24 protein-coding genes are annotated in these 25,968 nt (G+C 54.4%); 16 read left to right on the top strand and 8 right to left on the bottom strand.

All coding sequences use genetic code 11. From position 1 onward, the window contains the following. Position 1: 1 nt before the first annotated feature. The 5 genes from ACZ3HG_RS19380 to ACZ3HG_RS19360 are packed head-to-tail and all read left to right on the top strand — an operon-like array spanning position 2 to position 3,683. The gene (locus ACZ3HG_RS19380; protein WP_191935356.1) at positions 2-232 is read left to right on the top strand and encodes a tautomerase family protein; all 231 of its coding nucleotides are present in this window, start codon (positions 2-4) and stop codon (positions 230-232) included. Beyond that, on the top strand, positions 229-879 hold the full coding sequence (locus ACZ3HG_RS19375; protein WP_465333956.1) for an HAD family hydrolase: 651 nt from the start codon (positions 229-231) through the stop codon (positions 877-879). The genes ACZ3HG_RS19380 and ACZ3HG_RS19375 overlap by 4 nt, the downstream gene beginning before the upstream one ends. Positions 880-899: 20 nt before the next feature. After that, entirely contained in the window at positions 900-2,111 is a 1,212-nt protein-coding gene (locus ACZ3HG_RS19370; RefSeq protein WP_465334028.1) for an MFS transporter, read from the top strand. Continuing rightward, complete coding sequence (locus tag ACZ3HG_RS19365; protein WP_465333954.1) at positions 2,108-2,515, top strand: carboxymuconolactone decarboxylase family protein; 408 nt, start codon at positions 2,108-2,110, stop codon at positions 2,513-2,515. Before ACZ3HG_RS19370 ends, ACZ3HG_RS19365 begins: the two co-directional genes overlap by 4 nt. After that, complete coding sequence (locus ACZ3HG_RS19360; protein ID WP_465333952.1) at positions 2,508-3,683, top strand: acetyl-CoA C-acetyltransferase; 1,176 nt, start codon at positions 2,508-2,510, stop codon at positions 3,681-3,683. The genes ACZ3HG_RS19365 and ACZ3HG_RS19360 overlap by 8 nt, the downstream gene beginning before the upstream one ends. Positions 3,684-3,757: 74 nt before the next feature. Here ACZ3HG_RS19360 and ACZ3HG_RS19355 read toward each other — a convergent pair whose 3' ends face one another. Further along, positions 3,758-4,756 carry an aldo/keto reductase gene (locus ACZ3HG_RS19355; RefSeq protein ID WP_191937103.1) on the bottom strand — a complete coding sequence of 333 codons (999 nt, stop codon included), beginning with the start codon at positions 4,754-4,756 and terminating at the stop codon, positions 3,758-3,760. Positions 4,757-4,927: 171 nt separating this feature from the next. Here ACZ3HG_RS19355 and ACZ3HG_RS19350 point away from each other — a divergent pair, with 171 nt between their 5' ends. Continuing rightward, on the top strand, positions 4,928-5,266 hold the full coding sequence (locus ACZ3HG_RS19350) for a zinc ribbon domain-containing protein YjdM (RefSeq protein ID WP_191935361.1): 339 nt from the start codon (positions 4,928-4,930) through the stop codon (positions 5,264-5,266). Positions 5,267-5,418: 152 nt separating this feature from the next. Continuing rightward, positions 5,419-6,780: an MFS transporter gene (locus tag ACZ3HG_RS19345; protein WP_191935362.1), complete on the top strand. Its 1,362-nt coding sequence runs from the start codon at positions 5,419-5,421 to the stop codon at positions 6,778-6,780. 305 nt (positions 6,781-7,085) lie between these two features. Here the strand turns inward: ACZ3HG_RS19345 and ACZ3HG_RS19340 are convergent, their stop codons facing one another. Beyond that, the gene (locus tag ACZ3HG_RS19340; RefSeq protein WP_191935363.1) at positions 7,086-7,730 is read right to left on the bottom strand and encodes a response regulator; all 645 of its coding nucleotides are present in this window, start codon (positions 7,728-7,730) and stop codon (positions 7,086-7,088) included. Between the two features lie 422 nt (positions 7,731-8,152). On the opposite strand from ACZ3HG_RS19340, the gene ACZ3HG_RS19335 reads away from it, so the two are divergent. Further along, positions 8,153-8,770 (top strand): trimeric intracellular cation channel family protein, encoded by a 618-nt coding sequence (locus ACZ3HG_RS19335; protein WP_191935364.1) that lies wholly within the window; start codon positions 8,153-8,155, stop codon positions 8,768-8,770. On the opposite strand, the gene ligB is transcribed toward ACZ3HG_RS19335, so the two are convergent. Then, complete coding sequence (gene ligB / locus ACZ3HG_RS19330) at positions 8,755-10,431, bottom strand: NAD-dependent DNA ligase LigB (protein ID WP_465333948.1); 1,677 nt, start codon at positions 10,429-10,431, stop codon at positions 8,755-8,757. The two genes, ACZ3HG_RS19335 and ligB, sit on opposite strands and share 16 nt — an antisense overlap. 256 nt (positions 10,432-10,687) lie before the next feature. Here ligB and gmk point away from each other — a divergent pair, with 256 nt between their 5' ends. The 8 genes from gmk (at position 10,688) to rluF (ending at position 20,906) form a co-directional block, all read left to right on the top strand. Continuing rightward, positions 10,688-11,311, top strand: coding sequence for a guanylate kinase (gene gmk / locus ACZ3HG_RS19325; RefSeq protein ID WP_191935366.1), 624 nt, complete (start codon positions 10,688-10,690; stop codon positions 11,309-11,311). Positions 11,312-11,367: 56 nt separating this feature from the next. Then, a complete protein-coding gene (rpoZ, locus tag ACZ3HG_RS19320) occupies positions 11,368-11,643 on the top strand; it encodes a DNA-directed RNA polymerase subunit omega (protein WP_191935367.1) in 276 nt (91 codons plus the stop codon). A gap of 19 nt (positions 11,644-11,662) precedes the next feature. Next, positions 11,663-13,789 carry a bifunctional GTP diphosphokinase/guanosine-3',5'-bis pyrophosphate 3'-pyrophosphohydrolase gene (spoT, locus tag ACZ3HG_RS19315; protein ID WP_191935368.1) on the top strand — a complete coding sequence of 709 codons (2,127 nt, stop codon included), beginning with the start codon at positions 11,663-11,665 and terminating at the stop codon, positions 13,787-13,789. A gap of 86 nt (positions 13,790-13,875) precedes the next feature. Continuing rightward, complete coding sequence (gene trmH, locus ACZ3HG_RS19310) at positions 13,876-14,571, top strand: tRNA (guanosine(18)-2'-O)-methyltransferase TrmH (protein ID WP_191935369.1); 696 nt, start codon at positions 13,876-13,878, stop codon at positions 14,569-14,571. Beyond that, a complete protein-coding gene (gene recG, locus ACZ3HG_RS19305; RefSeq protein ID WP_465333945.1) occupies positions 14,571-16,652 on the top strand; it encodes an ATP-dependent DNA helicase RecG in 2,082 nt (693 codons plus the stop codon). Before trmH ends, recG begins: the two co-directional genes overlap by 1 nt. Positions 16,653-16,752: 100 nt before the next feature. Then, the gene (locus tag ACZ3HG_RS19300; protein WP_191935371.1) at positions 16,753-18,141 is read left to right on the top strand and encodes a nucleobase:cation symporter-2 family protein; all 1,389 of its coding nucleotides are present in this window, start codon (positions 16,753-16,755) and stop codon (positions 18,139-18,141) included. A gap of 119 nt (positions 18,142-18,260) precedes the next feature. Next, entirely contained in the window at positions 18,261-19,949 is a 1,689-nt protein-coding gene (locus tag ACZ3HG_RS19295) for an AsmA family protein (protein WP_465333943.1), read from the top strand. Positions 19,950-20,033: 84 nt separating this feature from the next. Beyond that, a complete protein-coding gene (gene rluF / locus ACZ3HG_RS19290) occupies positions 20,034-20,906 on the top strand; it encodes a 23S rRNA pseudouridine(2604) synthase RluF (protein WP_191935373.1) in 873 nt (290 codons plus the stop codon). Positions 20,907-20,915: 9 nt separating this feature from the next. Here the strand turns inward: rluF and fabY are convergent, their stop codons facing one another. The 5 genes from fabY to typA form a co-directional block, all read right to left on the bottom strand. After that, a complete protein-coding gene (gene fabY, locus ACZ3HG_RS19285) occupies positions 20,916-21,857 on the bottom strand; it encodes a fatty acid biosynthesis protein FabY (protein WP_062746990.1) in 942 nt (313 codons plus the stop codon). Positions 21,858-21,916: 59 nt separating this feature from the next. Next, on the bottom strand, positions 21,917-22,354 hold the full coding sequence (gene dtd / locus ACZ3HG_RS19280) for a D-aminoacyl-tRNA deacylase (RefSeq protein ID WP_118665119.1): 438 nt from the start codon (positions 22,352-22,354) through the stop codon (positions 21,917-21,919). Then, positions 22,351-23,223 (bottom strand): virulence factor BrkB family protein, encoded by an 873-nt coding sequence (locus ACZ3HG_RS19275; RefSeq protein WP_062746994.1) that lies wholly within the window; start codon positions 23,221-23,223, stop codon positions 22,351-22,353. The genes dtd and ACZ3HG_RS19275 overlap by 4 nt, the downstream gene beginning before the upstream one ends. After that, on the bottom strand, positions 23,224-23,820 hold the full coding sequence (yihX, locus tag ACZ3HG_RS19270; protein WP_118665121.1) for a glucose-1-phosphatase: 597 nt from the start codon (positions 23,818-23,820) through the stop codon (positions 23,224-23,226). It abuts the gene before it with no gap. Between the two features lie 140 nt (positions 23,821-23,960). Next, entirely contained in the window at positions 23,961-25,784 is a 1,824-nt protein-coding gene (gene typA / locus ACZ3HG_RS19265) for a ribosome-dependent GTPase TypA (RefSeq protein ID WP_062746998.1), read from the bottom strand. Positions 25,785-25,968 lie beyond the last annotated feature (184 nt).

The raw sequence follows: 25,968 nt of genomic DNA, 5'->3' as shown, positions 1-25,968 counted from the left end.
AATGCCTTTTATTCACATTTCAACCTGGAAAATGAGTAATGAAGCACAGGTACAAAATATGATGGAAGCCGTCACACTCGCCGTCCACCAAACCAGTGGGGCACCACTGGATAAAATATCGGTAGTTATTAATGAAGTTTTACCTTCACGTTGGAGTGATGCCGGCATTTGCGGCAATGATCCTCAATTCCCAATAAAAAGCAGAAGAAAAAATTACAAGGAGTCAGTGTGAATGAAGTCGCTGCTTTCTTTGATGTTGATGAAACCATCATAAACTTTAAAAGCATGTTTAGTTTTTATGAATACTGGTGTAAAGAAAAAGGACTTTTAACTCAATATAATGAATATATCACCAGATTTAAGCAAGACATGCAAAATGGAAAGCGACGAGAGCTGCTAAATAAGGATTATTACCAGCAATTTACTCATATCCCTCTCGATGCGCTGAATAAGTCTGGCCAGGAATGGTTCCAGCAATGCCTTAATAAAGACATATTTATTAACGAAACAGTTTCAGAGCTACGCTTTCATCAGAAAAATGGAATAACACCCGTTTTTGTTTCCGGCTCGATGTTGCCTCTTCTGCAGCCTATTGCAGATTACTTAGGCGTTAAAAACATTATTTGCGCCCCCTTAATAATCAATGAAAAGGGTACGCTAACAGGGAAGATTGGCACGCCACAAACAATTGGAAGCGGAAAAAAAGAGGCAATACTTTCCTTCTGTGATGATAACGATATTCGGGCTGAAGATTGCTATGCCTATGGTGATGATATCTCCGACATACCGATGCTGGAAGCAACAGGACATCCTGTTTGCGTAGGGAAGAACATCAGGCTAATGGATTATGCGGCACTGAAAGGCTGGCGCAACATTTAAAACTTAACAAGGAAATTATCATGGTCTCTGATATAAAAGAGTCAACGATGTCCATCCGCACATGGGTGGCATTATTTATTCTGGCTTTATCCACTTTTACCATTGTAACGACAGAGCTGGCTCCGGTAGGTTTACTCACGCCTATCGCCAACGGGCTTCATGCCTCTGAATCTGAGATTGGTATGACCGTATCACTCTATGCCTGGATTGGCGCATTGAGTGCACTCTTTGCCTCGGTATTTTTGGGTAATTTCCCCAAAAAGATCCTCCTCCTGTCACTCACTGTTGTCCTGTTCATTTCGAACGTGTGGTCTGCAACAGTGAGCTCTTATGAGGTATTGCTGGCGGCACGTGTCGTCGGCGCACTGGCCCACGGCGCATTCTGGGCAATGATTGGAGCCACGGCGGTGGCTATGGTTCCAACTAAGTACCTCGGAGTAGCCACATCCATTGTGTTTGGCGGTGTTTCGGCTGCCAGCGTGTTTGGCGTGCCTCTCTCAAACTATATTGGTCTGAACTTCGGTTGGCGTCAGGCCTTCTGGCTGATGTCAATTCTGAGCGTGGTTGCCTTTGTTGGCATGATGTGGGTTGTCCCGAATATCAGCGTCAAAAGTACGATTGGGCTGGGCGCACTGAAAAATGTTTTACGTTCCTCCACATTGTGGAAAATCTACTCCGCGACGTTGCTGGCTATTACCGCGCACTTTGCTGCCTTCACCTTTATTGAACCCTGGCTGCAAACCCAGCCTGCACTCTCCGCGGCTTTCATACCGGTTGTGTTATTTATTTACGGCATCGCCGGTCTGGCCGGAAACTTCCTGACCGGTATGCTGATCGATAAATACCTTAAAATGACCGTCTCTCTTTCCGTTCTGCTGATTGGTATCGTACTGGTCGCGCTGGGTCTGGAGGCTCAGTCATTGCCCCTACCTTTAGTACTGGCAGCGGTCATGCTATGGGGAATTGCCGTTTCAGGCATCTTTGTTGGTTTCCAGACATGGGTACTCCGTGTGGCTGGAGAAGAAGCGTTTCCTGCCTCAGCAATTTATGTCTCTTTCTTTAACGCCGCGATCGGTATCGGTGCCTCTGTTGGCGCCTGGATGGTTTCTGCCCTGTCACTTCCGGCACTTTTTGTGACCGCAGGCGTGGCTATCGCTCTTTCCTTCCTGCTCGTTGTGTTCATTCCATCCGACAAGCCTGTTACGAAAAATATGATGGAGAATATTGCATGAAACACGATGCTGAACTGACCCGCTATGGCCGTGACATTATGGATCGCCTCGAAGACGGGCTCGCCGATTCTGTGACATCCCGGCTGGCAGAACTGGATGCAGACCTGCCAAATCTGATTACTGATTATGCTTTTGGGGCCATCGTTGGGCGCCCCGGTCTGGACCTCAAAACACGCGAAATGTTAACGGTGGCCTCGCTGATAACATCCGGTAATGCACAGCCTCAGCTTGAGTTGCACATGCGTGGCGCACTGAATGTCGGTGTCACACCGCAAGAGTTGCTTGAGATAGTCATCCAGATGGCGGTATACGCCGGTGTTCCTGCCTGTATGAATGGCTTGACGGCCTATCGCGCAGCAACTGCACGCTTCTCTTCTCATAACAGTGGAGAAAGAAATGAATGAAATTGTGGTTGTTGCGGCGAAAAGAACGGCAACAGGAGCATTTATGGGCGGTTTGGCCGAACATTCGGCCACGTCGTTGGGTAGCGTAGTGATTCAAGCGCTGCTGGCCGACAGTAAATTGCCCGCAGAGGATGTGGACCAGGTCATTATGGGTCAGGTTCTGACTGCTGGTTGCGGCCAGAATCCCGCCAGGCAGTCAGCACTAAATGCCGGCCTTCCTGTCGCGGTCGCCGCGCTAACAATTAACAAAGTGTGTGGTTCAGGATTGAAAGCCGTACACCTTGGCATGCAGGCACTCATCTGTGGGGAGGCCGAGTTTGTGATTGCCGGAGGCCAGGAAAGCATGTCGAATGCCCCACATATCCTGTCAGGCTCCAGGCAGGGAATTCGGCTGGGTGAAGGTGCGCTACAGGACAGTCTGATTGCTGACGGTCTGTGGGATGCGTTCCATCACTACCATATGGGCGTGACCGCTGAGAATGTCGCTGCTGACTATAATATTTCCCGTTCAATGCAGGATGAGTTCGCCCTGAGCTCTCACCGCAAGGCGTTAAAAGCTCAGGAAGCAGGACTGTTCTTTGAAGAAATTGTTCCCGTAAAATGGGTGACCAGGAAAGGCGAACCACGGAGTGTGATTCAGGATGAATGTCCTCGTCATACCAGCATTGAAAAGCTGTCTGGATTAAAAACCGTATTTAAAAAAGAGGGAACAGTGACAGCGGGTAACGCTTCGTCTCTGAATGATGGTGCAGCTGCAGTGCTGCTTTGTCGTCGGGAAACTGCAGAAAAACGGGGAATGGCTGTTCTCGCCTCACTCGGTGCCTTCTCTAATGCCGGTATTGAGCCCGAACTGATGGGGGCTGCACCGATTAACGCTATTGAAATGAATATCAAGAGCATGAACTGGTCGCCTCAGGAGGTCGATATTCTGGAGTCAAATGAGGCTTTTGCTGCCCAGGCATTGGCTGTAGCACACGCTTGTGGCGTCCCCTCAGAGCGAATTAACCCACACGGTGGCGCGATCGCTCTGGGGCATGCCATTGGTGCGTCCGGCTGCCGTATTCTGGTCACGTTAATTCATGGATTAATTCGTGAAGACCTTCATAAAGGTATCGCTGCGCTATGTATCGGCGGGGGGGAAGGTGTCGCACTCAGCGTAACGCGTTAACATGCGCACAGAAAAAATACTCAAAAAAAACCCGCCGGATAGTTGGCGGGTTTTTTTACTGGCTCATCAGTTGGTTAAGCATTAACGCCTTTCATCCCTTCTTCGGAATAACGGCTACCTTTAATCGAAATCGTTCTGTGAATATTATTCAGCGCCACGACATCTGACGCATCCAGTACCAGATCGGCAGCGGCAGCATTCTCTGCCAGGTAATTTACATTCTTGGTTCCGGGGACAGGCACCGTTTTATCATACTGCGCCAGTAACCATGCCAGTGCAATCTGCCCCGACGTGCAGTGGTACTTTTGCGTGAGCGGTGCAATGGCGTCTAACAGCTTAAGATTATGATCGATATTATCCTGCTGAAAACGCGCGTTGTTCCGGCGGAAGTCTCCTTCCGGGAAGTCCGCGTTCTTCAGATATTTACCCGTCAGAAAACCCCGACCCAGTGGAGAATAAGGCACTAAGCCAATCCCCAGCGACTTCACCATCGGCAAAATGCTCTCTTCAATATCGCGCGTCCACAGCGAGTACTCGGTTTGCAGCGCCGTCACTGGAAACACGGCGTGCGCTTTTTGCAGGGTGGTAGCAGAGACTTCGCACAGCCCGACATGACCGATTTTCCCCTCCTGCACCAGGCGGGACAAACAGCGCATGCTCTCTTCGATATCAGCGTCTTTATCCACGCGGTGAAGATAGAAAAGATCTATTTTTTCCACGCCCAGACGCTGTAAAGATTCATGGCAGCAGCGAACAATATAATCCGGGTGGTTATTTATTTTTCGCGCATAGGCGTCATCAGGATCGCGGTCGATGCCACATTTAGTGGCCACTTTAAACTGACTGCGCGTATGAGGATCAAGCTGGGCTAAAAAATGGCCGATAAGCCGCTCGTTATGACCCCGGCCGTATAAATTTGCACTATCAATGAAGTTTACGCCCGCCTCCGCCAGTTGGCCGAGCAGTGCCAGAGACTGGCTATCGTCTGTTTCACCGTAAAATTCACTCAGCCCCATCGCACCGTAGCCGATAGCACTCACGCTCAGATCCTGACCCAGCTGTCTTGTTTTCATAACCCCTCCATAAAATGAAACAGTATTCTTTCATGATTGAGTTATGCGCTGAATTTCAAACCAGGCGATACCTTTTGGGTATCATCGCTGCGGGCAAACAGCGGTAGGAAGAAAGTCGCTGACAGGGTAAACTATTCCCTTACTTTATTATGGATTTACTTGAGGATGATAATGGAAACTTTACCTCCCTGCCCAAAATGTCACTCAGAATACAGCTGGCAGGATGGCGCAATGCTCAACTGCCCTGAGTGCGGACATGTCTGGGCTGACGGCGCAGATGCAGCCACCGACGATACCCTGACGGTGAAAGATGCCAACGGCAATCTGCTGGCAGACGGCGACAGCGTCACGGTGATTAAAGACCTCAAGGTCAAAGGCAGTTCCACGCCGCTGAAGATGGGCACGAAAGTAAAAAGTATTCGCCTGGTGGAAGGCGACCATAACATCGACTGCAAAATTGATGGTTTTGGCCCGATGAAGCTGAAGTCCGAGTTTGTGAAAAAGAACTGATCCCGGCCAGTAGCCGCAGCGCTACTGGCCCCCTCTTTTCCCACCTGAGTTGCCCTCACGTCTGAAACTGCTAGTATCACAAGGCACAAACTTCATGTGTTAAGGGCGTGCGGCGCTCAACGGACCGGCTCAATATTTCCCCAGGGGGCAGAGTGAATAAGACGTTAGGCGTGTTTTTCCCGCTTTATACCACGACGCTGTTAATGCTGCTCGGTTCCGGGCTGCTGACGACCTACGTATCACTGCGCCTGACCTCGGCCCATGTGTCCGGGGGGCTGATCGGGGCGATTATCGCTGCAAACTACATTGGTCTGGTGATCGGTGGCAAAGTCGGCCACTTTTTGATTGCCCGCGTCGGCCACATTCGCACCTACGTCTCCTGTGCCGGCATCATCACCGCCGCCGTGCTGTGCCACGGGTTAACCGGGTTTATCCCGGTCTGGGTCGGCCTGCGGTTGATTATTGGCCTGTGTATGATGTGCCAGTATATGGTGCTGGAAAGCTGGCTCAACGATCAGTCTGAATCGGAACAGCGCGGCAAAGTCTTTGGCTGCTATATGGTGGCCACCTATCTTGGCATGTCGCTCGGGCAGGTGGTGCTGATGCTGCAAACTGACCTTGGCCTGAGTACGTTACTGCTGATAGCACTCTGTTTTTCACTCTGCCTGGTACCTATTGCGCTGACCACGCGCACGCACGCCCGTCAGCTTTCCCCGGCCCCGATGGAGCTGCGTTATTTTGTTGGCGCAATCCCGAAGGTGCTGGCTACCACACTGGCTATTGGGATGCTGGTCGGCTCTTTTTACGGTCTTGCCCCCGTATACGCCAGCCAGCAGCAGCTCACCACCGGGCAAACCGGCCTCTTTATGGCTATCGCGATATTTGCCGGTCTGGTGGCCCAGTTCCCGCTCAGCTGGCTGTCTGACCGCTATAACCGAACCCTGTTGATGCGTCTGAATGCCATTGTGCTGATCGTTGCCGCGCTGCCGCTGGCGATCCTGCCGCAGATCAGTTTTTCACTGCTGCTGGTGCTCGGTTTCGTTGTCAGCATGCTGCAATTTTCACTCTACCCGCTGGCGGTGGCGCTGGCCAATGACCTGGTTGAGCCGGAACGACGCGTGTCACTGGCCGCCTGCCTGTTAATGGCCTTTGGGGTAGGTGCCAGTATCGGACCGTTAGTGGTGGGGCTACTGATGGAGCCGCTGGGGGGCAATACCCTGTATGCCTTCTTCGCCCTGTGTGGGCTGATGATTGTCGGCCTGAGCAGAACAGTGAAACAGGATGCAGCACAGTTCGTGGAAGATGCACCGGTTCCGCATATTGCGATGCCAGACAGTCTGATGAGCTCTCCGCTGTCTCCTGCACTGAATCCGGCATTTGATGAGCAGATGATTGAGGAAACCATGCCGTCATTTGACAGTGAGGCCGTCACGGAAGAAGAGGAAACACCGCCACTTCAGGGGGCCGACCCCGACGAAGAGACCGGACTGAAGAAAGCCTGGGAAAAGCTGTGAGTCGTCAGGCTTCGCCGATCGCCGGTGAATGCCTGTACGCACTTAATTCGGTTCGAGAGCAACAGACCTGTGACTGCCCGACCGGGGGGGAAACTCCCCGCCTTTTTAATGGGCCACCCCGCCGTGAGTTCAGGGCGATAGGGGGACGATGGTTAAACGGTACAACGCGGTGATGGTACCAGGTACTGATCAAATAACAGGCCAGCAGGAAAACCGCTGTTTCATCCCTTGAACGCTAATGCAGTCCTGAGACGCTTACTGTCAAATAAAGAGAGTAAATGGAAAAAAGTAAGACGCCAGTAAACTTAAATTAATCCCTGAGCGTAGGCATAACGAATTAACTCTATGTTTGAAGAGACTCCCAGCCGACGCATCGCGTTATATTTTTGCGTTGATATGGTACTGATCGTTCGATTCTGACGATGAGCTATTTCTGATAGCGTATAGCCCGATGAAAAGAGCCTAATCACCTCTAACTCTTTTGGAGTAAGCGGACTTCCTTTTTCCTGACCTTTTACCAGATAATTCTTAATGTGACTGAATGACGATGAGAAATAACATCCCGACTGCGTGGTAATGTGTTGGCACGCCTGTACTGTTTCATCAACCGGATCCGCTTTGCTAACAATGGCCTTAACGCCATAATCACACGCCCCTCTGAGGATCGCCGTATTATTCTGCGAAGTGAGCAGAACAATTTTCATCGCCGGGAAACGGCTATGCAAAGCACGAAGCTTGGCAAAACCATCGATAGCCGAACGGTCTGAACTCAATGAAAAATCCGTAATAGCGATATCTGTTGGTGTGGAGGCTAAAACATTCAGTAAACTCTTTCCACATACTGTTTCGCTAGTAATAGAAAAACGATCGCTCCTGGCGAACAGTACCTTGAGTGAATTAATGATGTGCGGGTGGTCGTCAGAGATTGCCACTGTGTATCTGTTATACATACATCCTCCATGTGGGTGTTCATCCCGAATCAATACACGTTCTATTAAAACCAGAATCCAAAAAATTATCTTAATTGCGCGACGTACGGAATGGCAAGCTTTTGCGTTAAATAAACACACATGACTCACAAGTGAGACTATAAAAAATATAAAATATAAAATAAAAGCGTTAAGACTGGCATCTTTTATAAAAATTCCGACACCTTTAGATTAAAAGCGACTAATAACAGGTACACTTAAAAACACACGTTGCTCATAATTTATTTTCCGAATGAAATATCGCGAAAAAACCGATCATGGCCTGAAGCGGCGTATCTAAGGCCTTTAAGCCCGCATCGTGGTGAAAATCAGCCGGAGAAAATTTCTGTCGCCGTTTGGGCGCGAACCCCTTAGCATTGCCGCCAGGTTTTGAGGAGATGGCTATGTTGCTCACTGTACTTTACATCATTGGTATCACCGCAGAGTCCATGACCGGGGCGCTGGCCGCTGGCCGACGTAAGATGGATATGTTCGGCGTTATCATCATTGCGTCTGTTACCGCGATTGGTGGAGGGTCGGTGCGCGACATGCTACTGGGCCATTACCCGCTTGGCTGGGTCAGGCATCCCGAATACATTATGATCGTGGCCGCCGCCGCCGTGATTACCACGCTGGCTGCCCCATTGATGCCGCACCTGCGTAAAGTTTTTCTGGTCCTGGATGCCTTGGGTCTGGTGGTCTTCTCCATCATTGGAGCTCAGGTTGCCCTGGATATGGGGCACGCTGGGATCATTGCGGCGATCAGCGCGGTCGTCACCGGGGTCTTCGGAGGCGTACTCCGCGATATGTTCTGTAATCGTATTCCTCTGGTTTTTCAGAAGGAGCTTTACGCCGGGATCGCCTTCGCCTCTGGCTGGATCTATATCCTGTTGCTGAAAACGACAATGGCAACGGAAACCGTGATTATCATCACGCTGCTCGCCGGATTTAGTGCGCGTCTTTTAGCGCTGCGTTTCAAACTGGGGCTCCCGGTGTTCAACTACCCTCACGGTGACCACTGATCACGGGAGGCTGATGCTTCCAGCCAGCGGATGAGCCATTCCACTTCCTGATGGTGCAGATAAGCATAGATTTTTCCTGCCAGGCCGGGCCCCACGCCCGGCTGTTGCTGCCACTCCTGCATGCTGCGTGACAGCAGCGGTACCCAGCTGTCGTCTGACAGCGAATGCATTGCCTGCGCGGGTATAGGCACTCCCAGTGCCCTGACCCACCATTTAAAAGGGCGCTGGCGGCTTAAACGAAACTGTTGCCAGAAAGCCTGCGCTTTTGCCTTCCCTATCCCCGGAATGGCCTGGAGCTGCTCCTGCGATAATGTCAGCCATGAAAACAGGTGAGTCAGACTTCCGGACTGAATCAACTGCTGCCAGCGCTGCCGCCCTATTCCCGTCAGATTCAACCCCGACGTTCCGCTCAACCACTCCAGCCTTGCCAGAAACTGCTGACGACACTCAGGTGTCGGATGAAAGCAGCTCAGTGCATGAAAGTTGCCGTCAGGCGGACGAGGCAGGTCGCGCTGCGCAACGCGCCAGAGAACGCTATCCAGCCGCGGGATCCCCTGGCCAGCCAGGCTGATGCGAACCTGATCGCCTGCCATAACATCACGTTGCCGCCAGCGGGCTAATGACCCCACGCTGACCCGGCTGATACGTTTATCATCCAGCTGCACTGGCTCAAGATTTAACACTACGCTGATTTTCCCGGTGCGACCGACTGAAAATGACACTGACTGCACTTCGCCGGACACCTGCGGCGGTGCATATTTCCATGCCACCGCCCAGTCGCCAGCATCCGGCATCCAGCTATTGCCCTTCTGAGCGGGAATGGCGTGTACAACAACGCCATCGGTGACAAACGGCAGGGGCTGATGAAACCAGCGCTCACGCCATGCCTCAACCTCATCCGCATCCTTCACTCTGCGCGTCCAGGCGCTGACATCAGGGAATCCGGCTTTACGCAGCCCGGACAGCCGCTGTGCAAGGGTTTCCGGTCCGTCCGGCCAGGCCCAGACAAACAGCCCGATGTTGCGCAGCACGCCGCCAGGGTTTTTGGCTCTCATGGCACCTGCCACGATGGCGCGGGCATTTTTGCCCCCGTCGACAGCCTGGTGATGATCGTTCATCATCAGATACAGTTCCCCCTGAAAAACCTGTTGCCCGGATGAAAGCGGTATAACGTCGGGAATAGCCGCGATCGCCCTGGCGCTGGCCGTCCAGTCTTCCCCGACGATCCCATCCCCCCTGCTGATCATTTTCGCCAGGATACCGTTCTGGTAAACCAGCGTTACCGCCACCCCGTCCACTTTAGGCTGCACCACCAGGTCTGGCTTACTCTCCATCCATTTCGCCATCGCCGCTTTCCCCGACAGCTTCCTGACGCCGACGTGGGCAACAGGGTGCAGTACGTGACCATCGGTAGTCAGCTGTGGCCGACGGTCACTGGCAGGTTGAAAACAGCGCTGCCACTGCTGCATTTTGCCCTGTAAAGCATCGTAGTCGGCGTCGCTTATCTGACTTTTTCCCTGACGGTAATAGGCGTCATCCCACTGCGTTAACTGCGCGTCCAGTGCGCTGATCTCAGCCTCTGCACGCACGGGCGTCCAGACCGGGCACGCGGCAATGGCCGCTGAACTGAACCCCCACATCAGTACGATGACGTAACGCATCCTTTCCTCCTTTCGTGCCAGTGAAGGGCGGCAGTAAAACGCAGGTCCGGACGGATGGCGAGGAAGGAAACGACCATTCGGGAGATGGCTTCAGAACTTCCGCTCCCGGCTCATATCCGCCGACAAAAAATTGCGCGATGCGGCCTGTTTCTTCAGAAAAAACGGGTTAACGCACCCTAAACGCTGCATGACGGGCTGCACCTGTGTATACTGTGCAGGAAGTAGACTCCGCTTTATTGGCATATCAAGAATAATCATGGCTCAAGGCACACTTTTTATTATTTCCGCCCCCAGCGGCGCGGGTAAATCCAGCCTGATTCAGGCACTGTTAAAAACGCAACCGCTGTACGATACACAGGTTTCCGTCTCCCACACCACGCGTGGCGTCCGGCCGGGTGAAAATCATGGAGAGCATTACTACTTCGTCAATCACGACGAGTTCCGCTCCATGATCAGCGAAGATGCGTTTCTTGAACATGCTGAAGTGTTTGGTAACTATTACGGAACCTCGCGTAAAGCGATTGAGCAGGTGCTGTCGACCGGCGTTGATGTATTTCTTGATATCGACTGGCAGGGTGCAAAACAGATTCGTGAGAAAATGCCGTCCGCACGTAGCATTTTTGTGCTGCCGCCGTCGAAAGACGAACTGGACCGCCGACTGCGAGGCCGCGGCCAGGACAGCGAAGAAGTGATCACTAAACGTATGGCGCAGGCCGTAGCAGAAATGAGCCATTACGCAGAGTACGACTATCTGATCGTGAATGATGATTTCGACCTGGCGCTGTCCGACCTGAAAAATATTATTCGCGCAGAGCGTTTGCGCATGGCTCGTCAAAAAGCCCGTCATGATGCTTTAATCAGCAAACTATTGGCAGACTGAGGACAACTCAGTATGATGCCCAGTCATTTCGTCACCACCCGTGGAGTATCACACTTATGGCACGCGTAACCGTACAGGACGCAGTAGAAAAAATTGGTAACCGTTTTGACCTGGTTCTGGTAGCAGCACGTCGCGCACGTCAGATGCAGGTTGGCGGCAAAGACCCACTGGTTCCGGAAGAGAACGACAAATCTACCGTTATCGCGCTGCGCGAAATCGAAGAAGGCCTGATCACTAATCAGATCCTCGACGTTCGCGATCGCCAGGAGCAGCATGAGCAGGAAGCCGCTGAAATGCAGGCTGTTACCGCTATTGCTGAAGGTCGTCGTTAATTCGCTTTGAAGGCCCGCCTTGTATCTGTTTGAAAGCCTCAATCAGCTGATTGAAAGATACTTGCCTGAGGAGCAAATAAAGCGCCTCAAGCAAGCTTACCTTGTCGCACGTGATGCTCACGAGGGACAGACACGCTCCAGCGGTGAGCCTTACATCACCCATCCGGTTGCCGTAGCCTGTATCCTGGCTGAAATGAAGCTCGACCATGAAACATTGATGGCCGCCCTTCTGCACGACGTTATCGAAGACACCCCTGCCACCTACCAGGATATGGAACAGCTGTTTGGTCAGACTGTTGCGGAACTGGTCGAAGGGGTTTCCAAGCTCGATAAGCTGAAATTCCGCGATAAAAAAGAAGCCCAGGCTGAAAACTTCCGCAAGATGATCATGGCGATGGTGCAGGATATCCGCGTCATTTTGATCAAGCTGGCTGACCGTACGCATAATATGCGTACTCTGGGTGCATTGCGTCCCGATAAAAAGCGCCGCATTGCCCAGGAAACCCTCGAAATTTACAGCCCGCTGGCACACCGCCTGGGTATTCACCACCTTAAAACCGAGCTGGAAGAGCTGGGCTTTGAAGCCCTGTATCCGAACCGCTATCGCGTGATTAAAGAAGTGGTGAAAGCAGCACGCGGCAACCGTAAAGAGATGATTCAAAAAATCCTCTCCGAAATTGACGGTCGCCTCGAAGAAGCCGGTATTACCCGTCGCGTCAGCGGACGTGAGAAGCACCTTTACTCCATCTACTGCAAAATGCACCTGAAAGAGCAGCGATTCCATTCCATTATGGATATCTACGCTTTCCGGGTCATTGTCCGTGATGTTGATACCTGCTACCGCGTACTGGGCCAGATGCACAGCCTGTACAAGCCGCGCCCTGGCCGGGTCAAAGACTATATTGCTATCCCCAAGGCCAACGGCTATCAGTCCCTGCATACCTCAATGATCGGCCCGCACGGCGTGCCGGTTGAGGTGCAGATCCGTACCGAAGATATGGATCAAATGGCAGAGATGGGGGTCGCCGCGCACTGGGCTTATAAAGAGCAGGGCGAAAGCAGCACCACGGCACAGATCCGCGCCCAGCGGTGGTTGCAGAGCCTGCTTGAGCTGCAGCAGAGCGCCGGCAGCTCGTTTGAATTTATCGAAAGCGTTAAATCCGACCTGTTCCCGGATGAAATTTACGTCTTCACTCCGGAAGGGCGCATTGTCGAACTTCCTGCCGGCGCGACGCCAGTGGACTTCGCCTATGCTGTCCATACCGATATCGGTCATGCCTGCGTCGGCGCACGTGTCGATCGCCAGCCTTATCCGCTGTCGCAGTCGCTGACCAGCGGCCAGACCGTAGAAATCATTACCGCACCGGGTGCCCGCCCGAATGCGGCGTGGCTAAACTTTGTTGTCAGTTCCAAAGCGCGCGCCAAGATCCGCCAACTGCTGAAAAATCTTAAACGCGATGACTCGGTCAGCCTGGGCCGTCGCCTGCTCAATCACGCTCTGGGCGGCAGCCGTAAGCTGGCCGAAATTCCTGAAGCTAACGTTCAGCATGAGCTGGAGCGTATGAAGCTGGCCACGCTGGACGACCTGCTGGCTGAAATTGGCCTTGGCAACGCGATGAGCGTGGTGGTGGCGAAAAATCTGCAGCAGAGTGACCAGAGTACGGCGTCAGCAACGGGCACGTCACCTGCCAGCGGAGCGCGCAGCAAGCTGCCAATCAAAGGTGCCGATGGCGTCCTGATCACCTTCGCCAAATGTTGCCGTCCCATCCCCGGTGACCCGATTGTGGCGCACGTCAGCCCGGGCAAAGGCCTGGTGGTACACCATGAATCCTGTCGTAATATCCGCGGTTACCAGAAAGAGCCTGAGAAATACATGGCCGTAGAGTGGGATAAGGTGACCGAGCAGGAGTTCGTGGCTGAAATTAAGGTGGATATGTTTAACCACCAGGGCGCGCTGGCTAACCTGACGGCGGCCATCAACACCGCGGGTTCCAATATTCAGAGCCTGAACACCGAAGAGAAAGACGGTCGTGTGTACAGCGCCTTTATCCGTCTGACGGCACGCGATCGCGTTCATCTGGCGAATATCATGCGTAAAATTCGCGTGATGCCGGATGTGATCAAGGTGCACCGCAACCGCAATTAAGTCAGGGACGGAGCCCTGCTCCGTCTCTTTCTGCTCCCCGATCGCCGGTCTGACGGAATGACTAATTTTTAGGGAGTCTGCTTCTCATGAATGCTCAACGTTATGCCCGCATCCGCGCAATGCTTGCCGCCCGTCAGCATGACCTGACGGTCTGTATGGAGCAGGTGCATAAACCTCATAACGTTTCTGCAGTGATCCGTACCGCTGACGCCGTTGGCGTGCATGAAGTTCACGCCGTATGGCCAGGCAGCCGTATGCGCACCATGGTATCTTCCGCTGCAGGCAGTAACAGCTGGGTACAGGTGAAAACTCACCGGACCATATCGGACGCCGTGACCCATCTTAAAGATCAGAACATGCAGATTCTGGCCACCCACCTTTCTGACAAGGCCGTTGATTTTCGTGAAATCGACTACACCCGCCCCACCTGTATCTTAATGGGGCAGGAAAAAACCGGGATCACCCAGGAGGCGCTCGACCTGGCCGATCAGGATATTATCATTCCGATGATCGGGATGGTGCAGTCGCTGAATGTTTCCGTGGCATCAGCACTGATCCTCTATGAAGCCCAGCGTCAGCGGCAAAATGCCGGCATGTACCTGCGTGAAGAAAGCACGCTGGACTATGCGGAGCAGCAGCGTCTGCTATTCGAGGGGGGTTATCCGGTACTGGCCCGCGTGGCAAAGCATAAGGGACTACCCTACCCGGAAATTAACGATCGGGGTGAAGTCGTAGCGGAACCGGAATGGTGGGCCACCATGCAGTCGAAGGCGCATAAATAATGCAGGGCCGTCTGCTCGATGCCGTCCCGCTGAACACGCTATCAGGTGTGGGTGCCAGTCAGGCGGCAAAGCTGGCTAAACTCGGCCTGCTGACGGTACAGGATCTACTGCTGCACCTGCCGATGCGTTATGAAGACCGTACCCAGCTGTATGCCATCAACGACCTGCTGCCGGGCATTTACGCCACGGTAGAAGGGGAAGTGCTGCATTGCGACATCTCATTTGGCCGTCGTCGTATGCTCACCTGTCAGATCAGCGACGGTAGCGGCGTGCTGACCCTGCGCTTCTTTAACTTCAATGCGGGAATGAAAAACAGCCTCGCCGCTGGCCGTCGCGTTACCGCCTATGGCGAGATCAAACGCGGCCAGCGTGGCGCAGAGATTATTCATCCTGAATATAAGGTTCAGGGGGAAAGCAGCGTGACGGCGCTCCAGGAGACGCTGACGCCCGTCTACTCCACTACGGAAGGTGTCCGCCAGGCCACACTGCGGAATCTCACTGACCAGGCGTTAACCCTGCTGGACACCTGCGCCATTGCCGAACTGCTGCCGCCGGAGTTAAGCCAGGGCCTGATCAGCCTGCCCGCGGCCCTGCGAACCCTGCACCGGCCGCCGCCGGATATGGCACTGGCCGATCTGGACAGCGGCACCCATCCTGCCCAGCGACGGCTGATTATGGAGGAGTTGCTGGCGCACAATCTCAGCATGCTGGCGGTGCGTGCCGGAGCCCAGCGCTATCATGCCCTGCCGATGGAGGCCCGCCACAGTCTGAGTGACAGGCTGCTGGCGGCCCTGCCCTTCAAACCGACTAACGCCCAGGCACGCGTGGTGCGTGAGATCGAAACCGATCTGGCCCGCGACTACCCGATGATGCGTCTGGTTCAGGGTGATGTGGGCTCAGGGAAAACGCTGGTTGCGGCGCTGGCCGCGCTGAATGTCATTGCCTTTGGCAAACAGGTAGCATTGATGGCTCCCACCGAACTGCTGGCCGAACAGCACGCGAATAACTTCCGTCAGTGGTTTGCACCGCTGGGGCTGGAAGTCGGCTGGCTGGCAGGTAAACAAAAAGGCAAAGCCCGCATCGCCCAGCAGGAAGCCATTGCCAGCGGCCAGGTTTCGATGATTGTTGGCACCCATGCAATTTTCCAGGAGCAGGTGCAGTTTAACGGTCTGGCGCTGGTCATTATCGATGAGCAGCACCGCTTTGGCGTCCACCAGCGCCTGGCGCTGTGGGAGAAAGGCGAAGAGCAGGGTTTCCATCCACACCAGCTGATTATGACCGCGACGCCCATCCCCCGCACCCTGGCGATGACCGCCTATGCAGACCTGGACACCTCCACCATCGACGAAATGCCGCCGGGCCGCACGCCAGTGACTACCGTGGCGATCCCGGATACGCGCCGGGCCGATATCATTGCCAGAGTGAAACTGGCCTGTGGCAGCGAAGGCCGCCAGGCCTACTGGGTGTGTACGCTGATCGAGGAGTCTGAGCTGCTGGAAGCGCAGGCGGCTGAGGCCACCTGGGAAGAGCTGAAACTGGCCCTGCCTGAGCTGAATATCGGGCTGGTACACGGTCGCATGAAACCGCAGGAAAAACAGGCCGTGATGCAGGCCTTTAAACAGGGTGATATTCACCTGTTAATTGCCACCACGGTCATTGAGGTCGGGGTGGATGTCCCCAATGCCAGCCTGATGATTATTGAGAACCCGGAGCGTCTGGGCCTGGCACAGCTGCACCAGCTGCGCGGCCGCGTCGGCCGTGGGGCGATCGCCTCTCACTGCGTACTATTGTATAAAGCGCCGCTGAGTAAAACGGCCCAGAAACGCTTACAGGTACTGCGCGACAGCAACGATGGTTTTGTCATTGCCCAGTGTGACCTTGAAATTCGCGGTCCTGGTGAGCTGCTCGGCACACGCCAGACCGGGAATGCCGAATTCAAAGTCGCCGACCTGCTGCGCGATCAGGCAATGATCCCTGAAGTCCAGCGCGTGGCGCGCCATATTCATCAGCACTATCCGGCGCAGGCAGTCGCCCTGATCGAACGCTGGCTACCGGAAACCGAACGCTATACCAACGCCTGATCATGAATGTTTTAGATTCCTGTTTGCCACGTTGGCAAACGATTGCTTTTGCGCTAAAGAAGATTAAAATCGCCCCTTTGTTGCCCCGGGAAGCCTTAACATGACCGTTGAAACCCAAGATGCTGCCGCCGACCGTAGCCCTGTTGCTACTGGCAAAAGCGAACTTATTTACCGCCTTGAAGATCGCCCACCGTTACCGCAAACCCTGTTTGCAGCCTGTCAGCACTTGCTGGCGATGTTTGTCGCGGTTATTACCCCGGCCCTGCTGATTTGTCAGGCCCTGGGCCTGCCCGCGCAGGATACCCAGCATATTATCAGTATGTCGCTCTTTGCCTCCGGCGTGGCGTCTGTTCTGCAGATAAAAACCTGGGGCCCGGTGGGCTCCGGTCTGCTGTCGATTCAGGGTACCAGCTTCAATTTTGTGACTCCGCTGATTATGGGCGGCCTGGCGCTGAAAAATGGCGGGGCTGACGTGCCCACCATGATGGCGGCTCTGTTCGGCACGCTGATGCTGGCATCCTGCACGGAAATGGCGCTGTCGCGCGTGCTGCACCTGGCGCGCCGGGTCATTACCCCACTGGTGTCCGGGATTGTAGTGATGATTATCGGCCTGTCACTGATCCAGGTCGGCCTGACGTCCATCGGCGGGGGCTTTGCCGCGATGAACGATCACACCTTCGGGGCGCCAAAAAACCTGCTGCTGGCTGGCGTGGTGCTGGCGGTAATCATTCTGCTGAACCGCCAGCGTAATGCTTACCTGCGCGTGGCTTCCCTGGTGATCGCGATGGCGGTAGGCTACCTGCTGGCCTGGGCCATGGGCATGCTGCCGGAAAATACGACACCGGCCAATACCGCGCTGATTACCCTTCCCATGCCCTTTTATTACGGACTGGGCATCGACTGGAACCTGCTTATCCCCCTGATGCTGGTGTTTATGGTCACCTCGCTGGAAACCATCGGGGATATCACTGCCACCTCGGATGTCTCCGAGCAGCCGGTCAGTGGTCCGGTCTATATGAAACGCCTGAAAGGCGGGGTGCTGGCTAACGGCCTGAATTCGTTTGTTTCCGCACTGTTCAATACCTTCCCTAACTCCTGCTTCGGGCAGAACAACGGTGTGATCCAGCTTACCGGCGTGGCCAGCCGCTACGTCGGCTTTGTTGTCTCGCTGATGCTGATAGTACTGGGGCTGTTCCCCGCGGTGAGTGGCTTCGTGCAACATATTCCTGAACCGGTACTCGGCGGCGCAACGATTGTGATGTTCGGTACCATCGCCGCGTCCGGCGTGCGTATTGTGTCGCGTGAACCGCTTAACCGCCGCGCTATCATGATTATTGCGCTGTCGCTGGCCGTCGGCCTCGGCGTATCGCAGCAGCCGCTGATACTGCAATTTGCACCGGACTGGCTTAAAACGCTGCTCTCTTCCGGCATTGCCGCCGGGGGTATCACTGCGATCATTCTGAATCTGGTGTTCCCGCAGGAAAAATAAACCGGTTCCTGTCATTCTGGAGACGTGTGGAAATTTCACCCGGTCGCCGCATGCAGGTTGAGATGCGGCGATAAATCAGGCATAACAAGCCATTACCAGAATTCATAGGGATGGATACGATGAAGTTTCTCGGAAAAGTTTTGCTCACGCTGCTGCTGTTTCTACTGCTGGTGGTCGTTGCCCTGTATGTTTTGCTGCAGACGCAGTGGGGCGCGGGCTGGATCGGTCGCCAGGTCAGCGCCGACAGTGATTATGAGCTGTCACTCAGTAAAATGGAGCATAACTTTTCTGATCCCAGCCATCTGCTGTTGAATAACGTCTCCTTTGGCCGTAAAGGTCAGCCCGCCACGCTGGTTGCTAAACGCGTTAATCTGGGCCTGGGTCTGATCCAGTTCAGCAATCCCCTGCACTTTGCCAGTATTCGCCTTGATCAGGGGACGCTAAATCTCAGTGAAAAAAGTGCGCCGCTCTCATTACAGGCTGACCGTTTGCAACTCAGCCAGATGGCGCTGAACCGCAGCGAGGGTGAATGGCCGCTGCAGGCACAGCGTGTTGATGGCGGTGTGATGCCGTGGAAGCCGGAGGCCGGTAAGCTTCTCGGCAAGGAAGCCCGCTTCCAGATGAGTGCCGGCTCGCTGACGCTGAACGGCATCCCTGCCGCTAACGTGCTGATCCAGGGAAGCCTGAAAGGACAACAGTTGCAGCTCAGTAACCTGGGGGCGGACATGGCGCTGGGCTCCGTGACCGCCAGCGCGCAGCGCGATGCAAACGGTACGTGGCAGGTTTCCACCCTGCGTCTGAACAGCATCCGCCTGCAAACAGATAAGACGCTGCGCGATTTCCTGCTGCCGTTGGGTGCGCTGCCGCCAGTGCATTTTGATCGCATCGATGTGACCGATGCCCGCCTTGAAGGACAGGACTGGGCGGTGACCGATCTCGACCTGAATTTGAAAAACCTGAGCCTGAGCCTGAGCCAGGGTGACTGGCAGAGCGATAACGGCTCGCTGTCACTGAACGCCAGCAGCTTTGTGAATGGCAGCCTGCAGTTGAACGATCCGATTGCCAATATGGACTTCTCCCCCCAGGGGATCGCCATTACGCAGTTCAGCTCACGCTGGGTCAACGGTCTGGTGCGTGCACAGGGTAACTGGACCCGCAGTGACCGGAAACTGACGCTGGACGAACTGGTCATCGCCGGGCTGGAATATACCCTGCCGCTCAACTGGCGCGAACGCTGGATGCAGCCGCTGCCCGCCTGGCTTGACAGCGTGGAAGTGACGAAATTCAGCGCTAATCGCAACCTGATTATCGATATCAATCCGGACTTCCCTTTCCAGATGACCTCCCTGGACGGCACCGGCAACCGTCTGCTGATGGCTCGTGAACATCAGTGGGGAATCTGGTCAGGCGATCTGAGCGTCAATGCCGCCGAAGCCACGTTTAACCGTGTCGACCTGCGCCATCCCTCGCTGGTACTCAACGCCGGGGATAACAGCATTAACGTGACGGAGATGAGTGCTTTCAGCCATGAAGGTATGCTGGAGGGACTGGCAACGCTCAGCCAGCAACCGCAACGTGCGCTATCGTTGACCCTGAGTGGCCGTCAGGTGCCCGTGAATGTGTTACATGACTGGGGCTGGCCACAGGTGCCACTGCAGGGTAACGGCAATCTCCAGCTGAAATTGCAGGGCAATCTGTCGGCGGCACAATCACTGAAATCGTCGGCTAATGGCACGCTGACAGTGACGGCAGGCGATAAATCGGTGCAACAGACCATGCAGGCAGGCCAGGTCGCTGGCGCGCAGTAATTCTCGTTCGGGGTACTATCTGCCCCGTCCGGGCTTCGCAACCTCACGCGGGTAAGGTATAGTCCGTTTTTTTACGGGGGAACCATGCTGACCAATTCATCCATTCGTCTGAACAAATACATTGGCGAGAGCGGCATCTGCTCACGCCGCGATGCCGATCGATACATCGAACAGGGAAACGTTTTTATCAACGGCAAGCGTGCCTCGGTGGGCGATCAGGTCTTTGCTGGCGATGTGGTGAAAGTAAACGGCCAGCTTATTGAACCGCGTAACGAAGATGACCTGGTGCTGATTGCGCTAAATAAGCCGGTTGGTATCGTCAGCACAACGGAAGACGGTGAGCGGGACAACATTGTCGATTTCGTTAACCACAGCAAGCGGGTGTTCCCCATCGGACGCCTGGATAAAGACTCGCAGGGGCTGATCCTGCTGACCAACCACGGCGATCTGGTGAACAAGATCCTGCGCGCCGGTAACGATCACGAAAAAGAGTATATCGTGACCGTGAACAAGCCGGTGACGGAAGAGTTTATTCGCGGGCTGGGCGCAGGCGTACCGATGCTGGGTACGGTGACCAAAAAATGCAAAGTGAAAAAAGAAGCACCCTTTGTGTTTCGCATTACGCTGGTACAGGGGCTGAACCGTCAGATCCGCCGCATGGCAGAGCACTTTGGCTATGAGGTGACAAAGCTCGAGCGTGTTCGCATTATGAACATCAGCCTGAAAGGCCTGCCGCCGGGTGAATGGCGGGATTTGACCGATGATGAGCTGATCGCACTGTTTAAGCTGATCGAGGACTCCTCCTCCGAAGATAAATCCGCGAAGAAGGCACCAGCGAAAAAAACCGCCGTGAAAAAGCCCACCAGCAGCGGGGCAAAAACGCCAGATAAAGCGGCTGCCAGCCCGGCGGGTCGTAAACGCTTTAACCAGCCGGGCCGCAAGAAAAAGGGCCGCTAAGGCACTTTTTTATTGCCCGCTGCCCACGCCCGGCTCCAACGGGCCGTCCGGGTCGGCGGGCAGTACAATGTACACCCCTTCAAACACCGCACCCGACTCATCGTTACCAAACAGCTCAACTTCAAGCTGCACCCGCGCCTTACGGCCACGCGCCAGCCGGTCAAGATCGCCACTCAGAGAACCCAGGTCAGCAATCGCGCCCGGCCTGCCGCTGATCGGTTTGCTATAGCGAATGTGGGCATCGGCCAGAATGATCGTCCCGCCCAGATGCCGCTCACGCAGCAGCAGCCAGATCAGGCCCCAGCCGGTCAGCGTCGCCAGCGAAAACAGGCTGCCCGCGAACAGGGTATGGTGGGGATTCTGATTGCCGGTTTCCGGCATGGTGGTGATAAATTTCTGACCGGTGTACTGCAGGATGCGCACGCCCATTTTTTCACTGAGCGGGATATGCTGATACCATGCCTGCTGGAGCTGACCACACCAGTCAGCGCGGTGCAGAATATCATCCAGCGTCACCACCGGCTTAATCATCAGGAAATGGCGTACCGGCGTGGTCTGCGGTGCGGTGATCTCCCCCTGGTTGAGGTAGCCGAGCTTGGAAAAGAACTCAACGGCATCTTCACGCGCGCTGCAGACGACACGCTTGACCCCTTCCTGACGCGCCACCGACTCCAGGGTCATCGCCACCAGCGTGCCCAGGCCTTTGCCCTGCACGGAGGGGTGGACCGCCAGAAAACGGATAGCGGCTTCGTTGTCGGCATTAATATACAGCCTCCCGATGGCCACCGGGTCCCCTTTCTCATCCACCACCATCTGATGGTGGGCCAGCGCATCCCAGGCGTCACGCTCCGACCCCATCGGCTGATGCAGCGGCTTACGCAGCATTTCCCAGCGGAACTGGTAATAGATATCTAACTCTTCTGCAGTTTCTGGCACACGGAGGTGATACATAAAATGGTTCTCTCTTTCAGGTCCCGCAAGGTCACTTCTGTGCCGTCCGGCTAACGACTTCACACCTGCAGCCAGAAGGTTACGGGGCCATCATTAATCAGCGCCACTTTCATATCAGCGGCGAAACGCCCGGTTTCCGTGGCGATACCTTTATCACGACAGCAGGCAGCGAAGTATTCATACAGCTCTTCAGCGTCGGACGGCGCAGCACCGCCGGAAAAACTTGGGCGCATCCCTTTTTTGGTGTCGGCTGCCAGCGTGAACTGGGACACCACCAGCACGCTGCCCCCCGCCTGCTGCACGTTCAGGTTCATCTTGTCGTTTTCATCGGCAAAAATACGGTAACCCAGCACCTTATCCGCTAACTTTTGTGCGGTCCCCGGGGTATCCCCTTTCTCTACGCCCAGCAAAATCAGCAAACCCGGCCCAATCTCGCCGAGGGTTTCCCCCGCCACGGTGACGCTGGCAGAAAGCGCCCGTTGAATTAAGGCAATCATGATCCCTCGTTTTCTCTTTCTTGTTCTTCTTGTTTAAGCCGGCGGTAGTCGCCCAGCGTGGCGGTCACTTCCGCCCCTAATAAAACGATACACCACGTCCAGTACACCCATAAAAAAAGAATGGGGATAACGGCAAGCACGCCGTAAATCAACTGGTACGAGGGAAACATCGTAACATACAGCGCAAAGCCTTTTTTACCCAGTTCGAACAGGGCACCCGCCACGACAGCCCCTACCAGTGCATCGCGTCCTGCCACCTGAGTGGTGGGAACAATGCTGTACAGCAGCCAGAACGACAGGCAGGAGAGCAGGAGTGGGAAAATACGCAGTCCGATGTCGACCAGCATGCTGACACCGCTGACGGTTGCCCAGTGCAGCGACAGCAGATAGGAGCTGATCGCCAGGCTCGCTCCCGCCAGCAGCGGCCCCAGCGTCAGAATCATCCAGTAGACCGCAAAGGAGTAGACCAGCGGTCGCTTACGTTTACTGCGCCAGATAACGTTGAGGGCAGTATCAATCGAATACATCAGCAACAGCGCGGTAAAGACCAGGCCGCCAACACCCACGGCGGTCATCTTGCTGACATTGGCGACAAACTGCTCCAGATAGTTCTGGATAGTGGCACCGGCCGCCGGCACGAAATTGTTAAAGACAAAGTTTTTCAGTTGAACGCTGACGTCCGAAAACATCGGAAAGGCGGCAAACAGCGCAAAGACAACGGCAATCAGCGGCACCAGCGACAGTAGAGATACATACGCCAGATGCCCGGCCAGCATCGTCATGCCGTCCTCGTCAATACGCTGCCAGAGCAGCTTTATCCACGCCCAGAAGGCCCGCAACCGGTGTCGGTAATGGTTCAAAACAGACATTCAGCGACGATCGGCAAAGAAAGCAGGCAGCACGCTGGCATCGGTGACAAGCAAACTGTGTATGCCTGCCTGACGTGCAGCTTCGATATTATCGTGATTATCATCAAAGAAGATCGCCTCTTCGGCGGAGAAATCTTCTTCGTTTAACAGACGCTGAAAAATTTCCGGCTCAGGTTTCCGTACACCCATCTCCTGCGACAGATAAATTTTATCTGCGGCAGCCTGAACTTCAGGATACTGCGTTGGCCAGAACTGGCAGTGCAGGCGGTTAGTATTGGAGAGGATAACGACGCGTTCTCCCTGCTCACGCAGCCGCTGCATAATGGCAATCACCTCCGGGCGCACACCGATGAACACGGCCTGCCAGCCAGCAGCAAACTGCTCATAGCTTAAGGGCAGCTCAAGCTCTTCACACATTTTATGCGCAAACTCTTCGTCACTGATTTCACCCCGCTCGTGCTGGTGAAAGCTCTCCCCCATCTTGAACCGGCTTTGCAGGGTCGCTAACGGTACGCGGCTCAGATCGCTCCAGACACCGAGAACCCGGTTGAAATCAATATCAACAATGACGTTACCTAAATCAAAGATATACAGCATGGCCATCTCCTTTTGTTCCGGTGAGTTATTCACTCTAGCGGTAAATTGGAAGACTGAACAGGTGAGGGCTTTGAAAACTGCGGGGAAGATGAAGCAGGAAGGACAGGGCCGGAGAAAACTCCGGCCCTGAGCAAGCGTGATTACGCTTCTTTTGGACCGCGGCTTGCGCGCTTACGGTCGTTTTCAGTCAGGTGACGTTTACGGATACGCACCGACTGTGGCGTCACTTCGACCAGTTCGTCATCATCAATGAACTCAAGCGCCTGCTCAAGGGTCATCTTCTGTGGCGGAACCAGCGTAGTGGCTTCATCCGTACCGGAAGCACGCATGTTGGTCAGCTTCTTACCGGTCAGGCAGTTTACGGTCAGGTCGTTTGAACGTGAGTGAATACCGATGATCTGGCCTTCATACACTTCAGCACCGTGGCCGAGGAACAGCTTACCGCGATCCTGCAGGCTGAACAGGGCGAACGCTACCGCTTTACCCTGGCCGTTAGAGATCAGTACGCCGTTCTGACGCTGGCCCACTTCGCCCTGACGCACGTCGTCGTAGTGGCTGAAGGTGGAGTACAGCAGACCGGTACCGGACGTCATGGTCATGAATTCGTTACGGAAACCAATCAGACCACGGCTTGGGATCTCGTAGTCGAGACGCACACGGCCTTTGCCATCCGGATCCATGTTTTTCATGTCACCTTTACGCTCACCCATCGCCTGCATCACAGAACCCTGATGCTGTTCTTCGATGTCGAGGGTCACGTTTTCGAATGGCTCTTGCTTACGGCCTTCGAACTCACGGAAGATAACTTTAGGACGGGAAACCGCCAGCTCGAAACCTTCACGACGCATGTTTTCAATCAGTACTGACAGGTGAAGCTCACCACGACCTGATACGCGGAAGGCGTCAGCATCTGGGGTTTCTTCAACACGCAGTGCCACGTTATGCACCAGTTCTTTGTTCAGACGATCAAGAATCTGACGTGACGTCACATACTTGCCTTCTTTACCGCAGAACGGAGAGGTGTTAACGCAGAAGAACATGGTTACGGTCGGTTCATCAACGCTCAGGGCTGGCAGCGCTTCCACATTCTGCGGGTCGCAGATAGTGTCAGAGATGTTCAGCTCGCCCAGACCGGTGATAGCGATGATATCGCCAGCTTCCGCTTCAGTGGCTTCGATACGCTCCAGGCCCATATGGGTCAGAACTTTACCGACTTTCGCGTTACGGGTTTTGCCTTCGCTGTTGATCACAGTGATCTGCTGGTTAGGGCGAACTTTACCGCGTTTGATACGGCCGATACCGATAACACCCAGGTAGTTGTTGTAGTCCAGCTGAGAGATTTGCATCTGCAGCGGGGCTTCCAGTTCAACCTGTGGTGGTGATACGTGCTGAACAATCGCTTCGTACAGCGGGGTCATGTCTTCCGCCATATCGTTGTGATCCAGACCTGCGATGCCGTTCAGGGCAGACGCATAGATCACCGGGAAGTCGAGCTGCTCATCGGTCGCATCAAGGTTAACGAACAGGTCGAAGACCTGATCAACAACCCAGTCAGGACGCGCGCCAGGGCGGTCAACTTTGTTAATTACCACGATCGGCTTCAGACCATTAGCAAACGCTTTTTTGGTCACGAAACGGGTTTGCGGCATCGGGCCATCCATTGCATCCACAACCAGCAGCACCGAGTCGACCATAGACATCACACGCTCTACCTCACCGCCGAAGTCGGCGTGTCCTGGGGTATCCACGATGTTGATGCGGTAGTCATTCCATTTAATGGCGGTGTTTTTTGCGAGGATGGTAATCCCACGCTCTTTCTCCAAATCGTTGGAGTCCATTACGCGTTCGGTTGCTTCGGTGCGGGCATCAAAGGTCCCGGACTGCTGCAGCAACTTATCAACCAGGGTAGTTTTACCATGGTCAACGTGGGCAATAATGGCGATGTTACGCAAATTTTCGATCACAGCTTTGCCTCAGGCATTTAGAAATAGCGCGCTATTGTACACGGATTAATCGAAGGACTGAACAGGATCACATATTTCATATAAAGATAACTGTCCGGATTGCTTTTATAGCCATTTTCAGTGCAAAGATTGCACTGTGACGAAAAATTGCACCAAAACAGTGCCCATTAATCACTCAATAGCA

The organism is Erwinia sp. PME.40.26/001 (assembly GCF_055556675.1).
Note: the sequence above shows the minus strand (reverse complement) of the source record. Positions and strands in the feature narration are given on the sequence as shown.